8 protein-coding genes are annotated in these 13,598 nt (G+C 43.2%); 2 read left to right on the top strand and 6 right to left on the bottom strand.

From position 1 onward, the window contains the following. Positions 1-196: 196 nt before the first annotated feature. The 4 genes from DEAC_RS10940 to DEAC_RS10925 form a co-directional block, all read right to left on the bottom strand. Positions 197-1,789 carry a prenyltransferase/squalene oxidase repeat-containing protein gene (locus DEAC_RS10940; RefSeq protein WP_047810303.1) on the bottom strand — a complete coding sequence of 531 codons (1,593 nt, stop codon included), beginning with the start codon at positions 1,787-1,789 and terminating at the stop codon, positions 197-199. A gap of 156 nt (positions 1,790-1,945) precedes the next feature. Next, entirely contained in the window at positions 1,946-4,129 is a 2,184-nt protein-coding gene (locus DEAC_RS10935; RefSeq protein WP_047810113.1) for a DNA topoisomerase III, read from the bottom strand. 60 nt (positions 4,130-4,189) lie between these two features. Then, on the bottom strand, positions 4,190-4,645 hold the full coding sequence (locus DEAC_RS10930) for a YbaK/EbsC family protein (RefSeq protein WP_047810112.1): 456 nt from the start codon (positions 4,643-4,645) through the stop codon (positions 4,190-4,192). Positions 4,646-4,654: 9 nt separating this feature from the next. Beyond that, positions 4,655-6,043: an aspartate kinase gene (locus tag DEAC_RS10925; RefSeq protein ID WP_047810111.1), complete on the bottom strand. Its 1,389-nt coding sequence runs from the start codon at positions 6,041-6,043 to the stop codon at positions 4,655-4,657. Positions 6,044-6,426: 383 nt separating this feature from the next. Here DEAC_RS10925 and DEAC_RS10920 point away from each other — a divergent pair, with 383 nt between their 5' ends. Continuing rightward, positions 6,427-7,572 carry an aldo/keto reductase gene (locus DEAC_RS10920; protein WP_047810110.1) on the top strand — a complete coding sequence of 382 codons (1,146 nt, stop codon included), beginning with the start codon at positions 6,427-6,429 and terminating at the stop codon, positions 7,570-7,572. Between the two features lie 214 nt (positions 7,573-7,786). Here the strand turns inward: DEAC_RS10920 and DEAC_RS10915 are convergent, their stop codons facing one another. After that, positions 7,787-8,374 carry a hypothetical protein gene (locus tag DEAC_RS10915; RefSeq protein WP_047810109.1) on the bottom strand — a complete coding sequence of 196 codons (588 nt, stop codon included), beginning with the start codon at positions 8,372-8,374 and terminating at the stop codon, positions 7,787-7,789. 277 nt (positions 8,375-8,651) lie between these two features. Here DEAC_RS10915 and DEAC_RS10910 point away from each other — a divergent pair, with 277 nt between their 5' ends. Then, positions 8,652-11,885, top strand: a complete 3,234-nt coding sequence (locus DEAC_RS10910; RefSeq protein ID WP_047810108.1) for a DEAD/DEAH box helicase — start codon at positions 8,652-8,654, stop codon at positions 11,883-11,885. Positions 11,886-12,107: 222 nt separating this feature from the next. Here the strand turns inward: DEAC_RS10910 and DEAC_RS10905 are convergent, their stop codons facing one another. Continuing rightward, a complete protein-coding gene (locus DEAC_RS10905) occupies positions 12,108-13,598 on the bottom strand; it encodes a UxaA family hydrolase (protein WP_047810107.1) in 1,491 nt (496 codons plus the stop codon).

The raw sequence follows: 13,598 nt of genomic DNA, 5'->3' as shown, positions 1-13,598 counted from the left end.
GGAAAAGCGCTCCTTTTTAACCTTCCTCAACGTCATAATCTATAATATTCCAAGATACCCAATTATGACTCTTTTTCTAACTCACACTAATTTCCAAAGTTCTTACAATCATCTCAAGGAAACAAACTAAACTATCCAGGCCAAAATCTTTATTGCTAAAAATCCGGCCTGGATAGTATTGATTTTAATCTTTAACTCAGAAACCCAAAAACGATCGTTTGGGAGTATTTATGATCTGATATCGCTGTAAGGCCCGAATAGCAGTTAAAGCCGTTGTCAGGGGTTCCTCATAATTCCAGCCTTTAGCATAGATTCCGCGATATGACGGCCGAAAGGAACCATTGGCTTTTTGCGCACTAAGAAGATTCTGGATACCCTTATCTATGACCTCCTTGGGTACGAATTGGCCATACCTCCATAATCCCGATAAGGCCAATCCCGTCTCCACAATCGAACCCCAGTCTCCTTGATTCTGAGCTTTGAGCAAAAACTCCAATCCCTTTTTGCGAGCCGCTTGAATATTACGCGGAATTGTCCAGCGTTCCCAGCTAATTCTCCATTTACTAAGAAGTTCGAGGACCTGAGCCGTGCTGTAGACTCTCCCTTCAAACCAAGAGGCCGGAAAACCGCCCTCCTTATCTTGTTGAGAAATCAGCCAATTAAGTCCTCGCCAAATTGTTTCATTTTGCCCTCGGGAGAAACTCCATAACGCTTCCAAAACATGAATCGTCACATCAACACTTGAGATATAGACAGGAAAATCCGAGGAGACAGCGGGGGGGGCTCCAGTAAAGCTGGGAAATGTTCCCCAGCTTCCATCAGAATTTTGCAGTCTTCTCAGCAGCTCTACGCCCTGCTTATTCTGCTTACCAAGCATCTGATGATAAGCCATTATGGCAACAGAGGTATCGTCCAGATCCGGATGAGTATGCGGAGGAGTGCTTCCGTAACTCCCGTCGGAATTCTGCCCTTGCTTAAGATAATCCACTGCCTGAGAAAGCCAAGGATACGTTTCATTCCTTTTCAGCTGTTCGCCAAAAACACATACTGCCCAGCCCACCGCCCAGACTTTAAGCTGGTCGAAGGCCGGCCAGCCGCCGCTGGAGTACTGCTTGGAAACCAACCATTGCCCTGCTTTCTCAGCGCGTTTACTATTGCCGCCCCGCCGCAGGAGAGCTAAGATACCTAAACTTGTAGCCACAATATCCTCGGCCCAGGAACCGTCAGACATTTGCGTTTCCAGAAGATAGTTGACTCCTTGGCTGATTCCCTCTGGGGAATCGGAAGCAAGAATTGATGCTGCAACGACGACCGGACGACCATAGAGAGGTAATTTGGTCAAAACTTGGTCTTGAAGAATATTGGGAAGCAAGATTTCTTCCGGAGTAGGTCCTTCTAAACCTGGCACAACCCTTTGACCTAAAGATAATATCATCTCTGAAAATTGCCGGGCCTGAGATAAAAGCCGGATTTTAGCTCTCCAGCCCCCCTCACTTCCTTGTATAACTGAATTAACGATCTGAGTTATTTCCGGATCAGGCTGGTCGCCGGGAAATTTCCCCCAACCTCCGCGGCGATTTTGCCATAACCACTGAACTCCTTGCCTTTGGGCGCTTTCAAACCCTCTTCCTATTGCCAGAAGGGCAAGAGCAGCGAGGGCTGAAGCTCCCGGACTTGGAGATACTCCGTGCATTTCATCAAGATTTCCTGTTACAATTTGTTCTATGCCCTCTGCTACATAGCTCCTGGCTTTAGCAAGACATTCGTTAACATCACCTTTTAGCTCCATAGCACCCTCTCCTTTAAGGCATCCCATAATATGATTTATGTTTGGAGAGGGATAATCGTTCCAATAGTCTTCTTTTCCTTTTCTCATGTCAAACCTCTGAAACATTGGAAATAAAAAAAGGTTTTTCAGTCTACACCGAAAAACCTTTTTCAAAATTTATTTCTTCACTTGCAATTTCGCTAAAGCATCCGCTAAGGCTGTATTTTTTAGAGTTTCATCATTTTGCCTTTTCAAATAAGCGTGAACTTCCTTTTTATTGCCGGTACTCTTGTCAGCCTCTTTGCGTTTCTTAAAAGCAGAGAGTTTTTCCCGGTAACCGCAGACACAAACGAACAATTTATTGTCGCTCTCTCCCCGAATCTCCATTTTCTTGTGGCATTCCGGGCAGCGCGCATTAGATACTTGGGAAATAGCCTGCCTGTAACCGCATTCGCGGTCTTGACAGACGTACATTTCCCCTTTCTTGCCCTTCACCTGTAAGAGGAACTTACCGCAATTAGGGCACTTTGTTCTAGTTAAGTTATCATGTTTAAAGGATTGAGTGCTGCCGTTGACCGTAGCAACAAGCTGAGTGGCGTACTCCCGCATTTCCTTTAAGAAAGTCTGAGAATTTGCCCGCTCTTTGCTGATCTCATTTAATTGTTGTTCCCATTGGGCGGTTAACTCCGGTGATTTAAGTTCCGGAGGAACTAAGTTAATCAATTGAATTCCTTTGGACGTCGGCATAATTTCCTGACCCTGCCTGCTCATATAAAACGAGTTAAAGAGCTTTTCAATGATCTCGGCCCGTGTTGCCGGAGTACCAAGGCCATGACTTTGATCCATTACCTCTCTCAACTGCCGGTCTTCAATCATCTTACCGGGATGTTCCATAGCAAAGAGCAAGCTGGCTTCCGTATGTCTCGACGGAGGCTTCGTTTTCTTGGCTTCCAGATGTATTGACAAATTCCTCAGCGTGTCACCAGGACTGATTTGGGGTAAGGTCTGCAGCCCCTGATCTTCTCCTTCATCCTCATCCTCTGCCCCTGAGTAAGTCGAATAGACATCTTTCCAGCCTTTTTTGAGGACAATTCTCCCCTTTGTAGTAAATATTTCGCCATTGACTCTCATCTTAATGGTCGTTTGCTGATATTCAAAGGCCGGCGAAAGAACGGCCAAAAACCTGCGCACAATTAAATCATAAATCTTAAGTTCTTCTGAACTAAGCCTATTCAACATAGCGGGCTGTTCTGTGGGAATGATTGCATGATGATCCGAAACTTTAGAATTATCAACAAAACGTTTGCTAATGTTGAGTTTATTTCTTAAGATTCCTCGAGCCAAATTAACGTAAGGACCCTGGGCAACACTTTTCAAGCGTTCAGATAGTGTCGGTACGATATCCTCACTGATATAACGCGAATCAGTGCGCGGATAAGTCACCAACTTATGATTTTCATAAAGCTGCTGCATAATGTTCGACGTTGTTTTGGCAGAAAAGCCAAATTTACGGTTAGCATCCCGCTGTAGTTCTGTAAGATCGTAAGCTAGGGGGGGCAGCTCTTTCTTAGCCTCTTTTTTTACGTCAACAATTTCTCCAACTTGACCCTTTACTTTCGTTAAAATGTCATTCGCCTTTTGGAAGTCAAAAATGCGGGTTTGACCATTTTGGCCCTGCCAGCGCAGATCAAAGGTTCCTGTGGAGGCAATCGCCGACCAATATTCTTGCGGAACAAATTCCTTAATTTCTCTTTCCCGTTCAACGACCATAGACAAGGTGGGCGTTTGGACACGACCGGCTGAAAGCTGGGCATTGAACTTACAGGTTAACGCGCGGGTAACGTTTAAACCTACCAGCCAATCGGCTTCTGCACGACATTCCGCTGCCGAATACAGCGCGTCAAAATCTTTACCGGGCCGTAAGTGATTAAATCCGTCTCTGATTGCCTTCTCGGTCAGAGATGAGATCCACAACCGTTTAATCGGTTTGCGCCAGCCAACTTTCTTGATAATCCAGCGTGCCACCAGTTCGCCTTCACGCCCTGCATCAGTGGCGATAATCAACTCATTCACTTCCGGACTTCTCATTAAACTCTTAACAGCCCCAAACTGTTTAGCAGTTTCTTTGATGACTACCAATTCCATTTTTGACGGCAGCATAGGGAGATCTTCGGCTCTCCAAGTCTTGTAGCCCGCATCATAAACTTCGGGATCAGCCAAAGTTACCAAATGGCCCAAAGCCCAGGCAACAATAAATTTTGCTCCTATAAGGCAACCATTTCCCTTCTGGGAACAGTTTAAAATTTTTGCTACTTCGCGGCCAACGGAAGGTTTTTCAGTTAATACTAAGGTTTTTGCCATGTCATACTCCTTTTAGTAAAACTCTCACTTCAACAAAGTGGGAGTGGGTCCCATACAAATTCACTGAGCAACATCAATCCATTGTCCACAGGTTAGTTCCTGCAGAGCATCCACTGTTAACTTAATGGCCGTATTGGGTTCACCGGCCGCAGGAAACACATGAGTATAGGCTTGCAGTGAATAATCCAAATAGACCGGAATAGGTTTCTTTAAGCCGAAGGGACAAACACCGCCGACCGGATGCCCGGTGACACTTATCACTTCTTCAGCCTCAGGCATCTTAGCCTTTGTCGCAAAGACGCCTTTAAATTTCCTATTATCCAAACGTTTATCGCCGGCCATCAAAATCATAACAAATTGCTCTTTAGTTTTAAAGAGCAAGGATTTAGCAATTTCTCCGGGGGTTACCTTTAAGGATTCTGCCGCTTTAGCAACGGTGCTGGTATCTTCAAAGGTTAAGATTTCAATATCTTGCTTGTTCTCTTTTAAAAACTCCTTGACAAGTTCAACAGACATAACTTCCTCCTAATATTCAGCGACACACAAATCTTCATTCAGGCAAGCAATAGCTTTGGCATACATTTTTCGATCAATGACAAATTGCATATTGACCTGCCGTAAGGACTGAGCGACACATTTGATATTAATATCATTTTTAGCCAAAGCGTTTGCTGCTCGTGCTAAAATTTTTGGCATCGCGATATTTGAACCAATGACACAGACAATAGCAGCCTCTTGAACTGTTACTGTCTGATAATTTTTTTTCAGCTCTGCAACTAATTGATCATTAAGATCTGATTCCCAAATCACGAGAGAAATGCTATTGGCATTTGTTGCTTTGGTAATATAACTAATGTTGTGTTCCTTAAACTTCTTCATGATTTCATAGTCAAAGCCAATCTCCCCGACCATTAAAGTATCATGAATCTCTAAGACCACAATCTTGTCAGAACCGGCGACGATTTCTATTCTGGCCTTGGGTCCAATATAATCCTTGGAAATAAGGGTTCCCGGATGGTTCGGTTCAAAGGTGTTCTTGATGCGCAAATTAATTCCGGCCATTTCCAAAGGTTTGGAAGCATTAGGATGAATGGCCTCCATTCCGATATCTGCCAGCTGATCAGCAACGTCATAATTCGTCTTGCCGACGGGAACAGCCTTTTCAACTCCGACGATCTTAGGATCTGCTGAGGACAGATGAAACTCTTTATGAATAATCGCTTCATTTGCTTGTAAATGCGTTGCTATCTTGGAAAAAGTAATTTCCGAATATCCTCGTTCATATTGCCGCATAATCCCTTCGACTCCTTTAGTATAGCCTGTTGCCACGATAATGGCGTCAAAGGGATTAATATTTTTAAATGTTCTTTCAATGCGCTCGCTAATGGAAAGCTGCTTTGGATCCCTAAAACCGGTAAGATCCACAAGTTCGGCACGAATCCCCCGATTGCGTAGAATATTAACCGTATTAAAGGCCGAATGGGCTTCTCCAATAGATGCCAAAAGTTCCCTGGCTGCCGATAAGATACTTCCCCGTTCGACATACCCTGAAGCAATAATATCTTCCATACTGCTCAAATAGGATTTGGTCTGATTAATCCGCTCCACTAAGAAATCACGGCAGACTTGATAGTCCAAACCAATTTCCACGAAAGATTCGTTAATCTGAAGCAGCCGTTCCAATAACTGATTTATGGAAGTTTCATAATCTTCTCCTTTAATAAAATGTTGGTAAACTCCAGGCGCTTTAGTCTTTTTATCTTCTAACAGCCAATTCGTTACCCCGGCATAAGCGGAGACTACAAAGACTCTGCCGTAGTGAAAGCCCTCTGAACCCGGGTAACCAATAATGTCATTAAGCACATTTTGAAATTGAGACATAGATGTGCCGCCAATTTTTTCTACAGTTAACATAGTTAATCCTGAACCCCTCTTCTTAATTGCAAAATACAGAAATCCCAATTTTAAGACTATATAATAACAGTCGTATCTTAGTTATACCTCGATCGGCAGTAATTGTCCACCTTAATGCACACTCCCCTGACAGTACTGTTCTACTCTTACTCATTTTTCTCTAGTGAACTCGTGGGATTCTACCCCCACCGCGATCTCACTCCACAATATCAGTGAAGCGAGATCACCTTTCGCTATCTGAACCCACTTTTTATTTTTAAAGTTAAGTTTACACGTCCCCTCTTACGATTGGATCAAAGAATTAGCGCCCCCTTGAAATCTTGTTTTCAAGAGTATACGCTATAACTATTAATTCCAAACGACGAAAGAAGGGAAGTAGGTCTATGAAATACCGTAAATTTGGCAGTTTAGATTATCAAGCTTCAATTCTGGGATTTGGCTGTATGCGTCTCCCGGTCCTGAATGGAGATCCCGGCAAAATCAATGAGCCGGAAGCGATCTCCTTAATCCGTTATGCTATCGACAACGGAGTTAACTACATTGATACGGCCTATCCCTACCATCAAGGACAAAGTGAAGTATTAGTCGGAAAAGCGCTGCAAAACGGTTACCGGGAAAAAGTTAAGCTTGCTACGAAGCTCCCTCTTTTTCGCTGCCAAAGTCGTGAAGACTTTGACCTCATCCTCAACGAACAATTAAAAAAACTTCAAACGGATCACATTGACTTCTATCTTTTACACGGCCTTAACAAAGCCACCTGGGAAAAGGCCAAGAGCTTTGACTTTGCAGACTTTCTCAAAAAAGCTTTGGCAGACGGACGAATAAAACATGTCGGATTTTCCTTCCATGATAAATTCCCCGTTTTTCAGGAAATTGTCGACGCCTACCCTTGGACTTTCTGTCAAATCCAATATAATTACATGGATACGGAGTTTCAAGCGGGCAATAAGGGGCTAAAGTATGCGGCAGAAAAAGGACTCGCCGTCATCGTTATGGAACCTCTGAAGGGCGGCAAGCTTGTTAAAAATCCTCCGTCTTCCATACTTAACATTTGGGACAAGGCGGAGGTCAAACGATCGCCTGCGGAGTGGGCATTACGCTGGGTTTGGAACCATCCTGAGGTGACCATACTCTTAAGCGGAATGAGTACTAAGGAGCAAGTTGACGAGAATTTGCGCCTGGCGGGTAATTCCGAAGCCGACTCCCTGACAGACAAAGAACATAAATTAATAGACGAGGTTAGAAAACAGTACTTATCCCTAAACAAGGTTGACTGTACTGCCTGCGGCTATTGCCAGCCCTGTCCTTCCGGCGTAAATATCCCCAACAACTTCGCCCTTTATAATGACGCCCATATATATGATGATTTTAGTTCTTCCCGTTTTGCGTATAACACCTTCTTTACCCCGGAAAGTAAAGCTTCTGCCTGTATTGAATGCGGTGCCTGTGAAGAAGCCTGTCCTCAGCAGCTTCCCATTCGAGAACACTTGAAGGAAGTTCAAAAAGCCTTTGAGCCAAACCCCTCTTAAGTTTAAAAATATAAGGGTTGTAACAGATTCAGAAAATGAACCTGTTACAACCCTTTTCTATAATTTTTCACGTGTCAATCCGAATCAACTTCATTATACCTAAAAATCAAATTAGCAACCTATATACTGTGCCGCCTTCTTGAAAAACCATTTCTGATTTGATTCATTTACCATTTAATAAGATGTTAAATTCATAGCATTATAAGCCCTAAACTTACTGACTTTCAAAACTGCGGCTTGAATTAGCCAGAATAAACAGCGGCTGCCGGAGATAGTCCACCGGATAAAGATCATCTCTTCCAGAAATTAAAGCCATGACTCTAGCCACATTGGAAAGGGGATCTATTGAAAGAATAACAAAGACATCTTTGTCTGCAGTTAAGGGATAAATAACGTTGTCCTTATTTAAAACATCCAGATAAGCGTCCAACGTCAGCACTCTGAAATCTTGATTCCGCCACCGCACATCGTAAAGCTTAAAGGCCTGATGAGCCACAAGGGGTAAAAGGATGTCCTCTGTTAAATATAGTTCAATCCCCATCATATAACCTTCACCATCAAGATCATTCCAATACTCGCAATGAAACACATTATTGACTGCCTCTCGATAGGTTTTTACCGACAAGCGCATCTGATTTAAAAGTTGGCCCATGCCTGGCCATTTTATTCTTGGTATACTGAGACTTTTGAGGTCGTAATATAATCCAATGTCGCTTTCCTCGAGGGTATACTCAACAGTTGTATCATTGGGCATCAAGTAAATATAGCCCATTTGCATATTGTTGTCACAAGTGATAAGCATAGCACATCTCCCCCCAAAGCTTCGTATTATAGCTTGTCTACCTCTTCTACATATAGGCTCATTTATCCTGCAACAGAAGCAGTGACATTATCCTGATGATTTAACAAGATTCACAAAAAAACGGTCTCAATCCTCACAATGAAGAGCAATTTCGACCCGTCTTGACGAAGAAAACAGTATAATTTCAAGTTAGACGCCTAACCTCATTTATGATATTCTTAACTCGATTCCTGTAAAAATTAGTCTAGTGGCATTTTGCCGCTAAAGGAGTAAATTCATGCCTCGTTTTTCAATCTCAGAACCCCAAATTATGAAACTGGCTGATAATGACCGTGTCTATAAGAAGGGAGTTTCCTATTTCTTAACCAATAGAGTTCGCGATTGTAACTATGACCCTGAGAAAGGTACTGTCAGCGCTTCTGTCATCGGCAATTTACGTTATGAAGTCCAGTTAGTCTTCGCCAAAGAGGGTGCCTTACACTCCTATTACTGTACCTGCCCTGCCTTTGCCGAATATCACGGCGCATGTAAACACGTCATTGCCGTTCTAAAAACTATTCTGCAAAAAACAATGTCCTGGTCTAAGTCCTCGAAACAGAATCAGGCTGTGGAGAAATTCCTTCAAGCCTTTTCTCATCAGCAGCGGGACTTTCATTTAGAAGAGCTAACCTTAAATGCAGAGCTCACTATTATGACCGGCTATCACTTATCGGCTGATTTACAGCTTAAAATTGGGCTGCAGCGCCTTTATGTCATTAAAGACTTAGAGCAATTCCTTACTGCTCTTAAAACAGGCCAATCTCTGGAATTTGGCAAACAATTCACCTTTGAGCCTCAGCGTCAAACATTTAAGCCAGAAGATCAAGCGCTGGTTTCCATGTTAATTAAGATGTATGAACAGCACGCTTCTCTTCTTGAAATGCAGGGAAGCTATTATAGTTCAAGTTTGTTTAAACAAAGACCCCTGCCTTTATCCGGCTATTATCTGACGAAATTTTTAGATGCAATGGGCAATAAAGAATTTCTTTGCCAAGTTAATAGTTTGAGCCCGCAAAGAATGCGGATTGTCAGAGACGGTCTGTCCTTGGAATTTTCTTTGAATTCCCTAGATCAAGACCTCTCCTTGACCCTGGAGTCCGCTGATATCCCTCTGCAATTAACTGCTGACGGCAGCTATTATTTGTACCGACAAACGATTTATCAGGCAACTACAGCTCAAAGAGACCTGCTCCCATCCCTTATAAGCAGCCTTGACAGGAATGCTGTGACAGACATTGTTATTCCGGCAGCTCAGAAAGAAACGTTTGTCTCTGAATCCTTGCCCATGATTGAAAAAATAGGAACGGTCTCTATAGACCCCATCTTAGAAGATAAATTCAGTCAAGATGCGTTAGAAGCCAAACTATTCTTTGATCGCTCTGAAGATCTGGGCATTACAGCCCGCTTAGAATTTCATTACGGAAATGTTGCCATAAACCCTTTTACCTCAACTCGAGACATTATCAATAACTCTGCCGATGAAACCATCCTCATTCGCTCCATCACCCAAGAGCGGACAATCCTTAGTATTCTGGAGCAGGCCGAATTTATCGTTTCCAAAGGACGCATTTACCTTGATGACGACGATAAAATCTTTCAATTCATAGCCAAAGGACTCCCTCTGCTTCAGAATCTGGCCGAGATATACTATTCCGATCAATTCAAACTCAAAATTCGTTCCGCTCCGGCCTTTTTCGGCCAAGTTCGTTTCAATGAAACCTCAGACATCCTTGAAATATCCTTTCAATACAACGATATTGATCCCAGCGAATTGACAGATTTATTTCATTCCCTTCATTTAAAGAAAAAATACCATCGCCTTCGCGATGGTTCCTTTCTTGATTTAAACCAACCTGAGTTAACTTCAGTAGCTCAGCTCTTTGATAATTTAAATCTCAATGTCAAAGATCTGGATCAAAAACTTATTAATATTCCCAAATACCGTGCCATGTATATTGACAGTTTTCTTCGTCAGGCTAATCTCCCCGGAATGCAGCGCAACAAGGCTTTTAAACAACTCGTGCAAAGCGTTCTTGAGCCACAGGATGGCGACTATGAAATTCCCGCAGCCGTGAGTCATGTTTTGAGAGATTACCAAAAAACTGGGTTTCAATGGTTAAAGACTTTAGCTGCCTGCGGTTTAGGCGGTATTCTGGCCGATGACATGGGCCTGGGCAAGACTCTCCAAATTCTTTCATTCATTTTATCCGAAAAAGAGGCTTCACCAGATCCTGCCCTGGTTATAGCCCCGACCTCACTGATTTATAACTGGCAGACAGAAGCTCAAAAGTTTACCCCCTCTTTAAAAATTCTTGTCATCGATGGAACACCACAGGAAAGGCAGGCTCAAATAGAACGTATCGGCCAGTGGGATCTTGTTGTTATCTCCTATCCTATCATTCGCCGCGAAATTGACAATTTAAAGGATGTTATGTTTTCTTATTGCTTTCTTGATGAAGCCCAGCATATCAAAAACTCACAAACCCTGAATGCTAAATCCGTTCAACAAATTCAAGCCAAAGGATATTTTGCCTTAACAGGAACGCCGATCGAAAATTCTCTTTCTGAGCTATGGTCTCTTTTCAATTTCATCATGCCCGGCTATCTCCTCACCTACCCAGAATTCCGCCAAAAGTTCGAAATACCCATTGCCAAAGGGGAAGACACGCCTCTTACCGAGCTAAGCCGCCATGTAAATCCATTCATCTTACGCCGCCTGAAAAAAGATGTTCTTAAAGAACTGCCGGATAAAATTGAAACACAGCTTTATGCGTCTTTAACAGAGGAACAGAAAAAACTATACCTCGCCTATTTACAAGAAGCAAAAGGTCAGATAGCGCAAGAACTGGCCGCTGTAGGCTTTAATAAAAGTCACATTAAGATTCTCGCAGCCCTTACCAGACTTCGGCAGATTTGCGGCCACCCCGCCACATTCCTCGATGATTATGCTGGTGAAAGCGGAAAAATGCTGCTCTTGCAAGAAATCCTCACAGATGCCTTGGGCAGCGGTCACCGCATCCTTCTTTTCTCCCAATTTACAACCATGCTGAATCTTATCCAAAAGTTTTTAAACTCACAGAACATTGAGCATTTCTATCTTTCAGGAGCAACCAAAGCTGCCGAACGCCTAAAAATGGCCAACTCCTTCAATGCAGGAACCGGCCAGGTCTTTTTAATTTCCCTCAAGGCTGGAGGGACAGGCCTTAATTTAATTGGTGCCGACATGGTTATTCATTATGATCCCTGGTGGAACCCCGCAGTGGAAGATCAAGCCACAGACCGAGCTCACCGAATCGGCCAAAAAAACTCTGTTCAGGTCATTCGGCTTATTACCCAAGGCACTGTTGAAGAGAAAATCAGTGCTTTACAAGCTAAAAAAAAGGCTCTCGTAGATTCAGTGATTCAACCGGGGGAAACGTTCCTTTCCAAATTATCGGAAGAGGAACTTAAAGAACTTTTTGATTTGAGTTAAGTCGATGCAACAATGGCAGCATAACTTAGTAACACCCGATATATATCCGATAAAATTAGTTTTATTGTCCGACAAAATTCGGCGCGCCCGTACTATACGAGCGCGCCTTTGCTTATTCTTGGCCCAAAACAACCTTAAGTCTTAGCAGCATAATACACCATGCTGCCTCTGGCCAACGGCGAAATGTCCATTTCTCGGATAACCATTGTTATCATAATATATTTACAAAGTGACACCTTTTTTGAAAATAGCTAACTCCCGAAATTGATTGTTTTCGTTATTAACCCAGCGTCCACTGGCGACTGCAAGGATATAATTAATGAAATCCTCAAGCAAATTATCCAATGTGACATCTTCGATCAGGCTTCCGGCATTAAAATCGATCCAATGGGGCTTAAGCTCATAAATCTGGCTATTGGAAGATATTTTCATCGTCGGAACAAAGCTGCCAAAAGGAGTTCCTCGTCCTGTGGTAAAGAGAACCAGCTGACAGCCTGCTGCCGCCAAAGCTGAGGAAGCTACTAAATCGTTGCCTGGTGCACTGAGGAGATTCAATCCCTTGGTTTGCAAAGTATCGCCATATTTAAGAACATCCATAACAGTGGCGGATCCTGCTTTCTGGGTGCAGCCCAGTGACTTGTCTTCCAGGGTAGTAATTCCTCCTGCTTTATTGCCCGGCGAAGGATTTTCATAGACCGGCTGCTTATATTCAATAAAATACTCTTTAAAATTATTGATTAAATCCACCGTTTTAGCAAAAACTTCTTTATCCTTGGCCCTCGCCATGAGCAACGTCTCCGCTCCAAACATTTCAGGAACTTCAGTGAGGACGGCTGTTCCCCCCTGAGCTACCAAAAAATCCGTGAATTTCCCCAGCAAAGGATTAGCCGTTATCCCGGAAAATCCATCGGAAGCTCCGCATTTCAGCCCAACCTTAAGTTCAGAAAGGGGTATCTCCTCCCGCTGATCCTTAACCATCTGCTCATAAAGTCGTTTCAGAATGTTGACCCCTTCGGCCACTTCATCCGACACTTCCTGAGAAACCAAATACTTAATTCTCTGTTGATTATAATCCCCCAAGGACTTTATAAATTCGGTCATGGTGTTATTTTCACAGCCTAAGCCTAAAATCAAAACCCCTCCGGCATTGGGATGCTTCACCACGTCGCCCAGGATTGTCCGTGTATTGAGGTGATCATCACCCAGCTGAGAACAACCATAGTTATGCTTGAGAACCATAATATTGTCGATGGCAGTATTCTTCACTTCTTCTTTAAAACGCTCAATAATCTGTTCTGCCGTTCCATTGACACAGCCCACCGTGGGAACGATCCAAAGCTCATTTCTTATTCCTACCCGGCCATCCTCCCGACGATAGCCAAGGAAGTTCAAATTACGCTGAAAGTCTTTCAGCTGGAAATCTTGCGGCTCATAGGAATACTCACTAATACCTTCTAGATTGGTTTTAAGATTATGGGTATGAACATGATCACCCGCAGAAATATCTTGTAAGGCATGGCCAATGGGAAAACCATATTTCAGGACGTTTTCGCCTTGTTTAATATCTTGAACAGCAACTTTGTGCCCCCGGTTAATCTCTTCCTGAATAGGGATTGCTTGGCCGTCCAGATCAACAACGTCACCTGTATTCAATTTTCGCAAGGCAATAGCGACATTATCGGCTTGATGAATTTTCAGTAAATCCTTTTTCAT

Source organism: Desulfosporosinus acididurans (assembly GCF_001029285.1).
Classification (GTDB): Bacteria; Bacillota; Desulfitobacteriia; order Desulfitobacteriales; family Desulfitobacteriaceae; genus Desulfosporosinus; species Desulfosporosinus acididurans.
The sequence above is the reverse complement of the archived record's forward strand: the minus strand, read 5'-3'. Positions and strand labels throughout refer to the sequence as shown.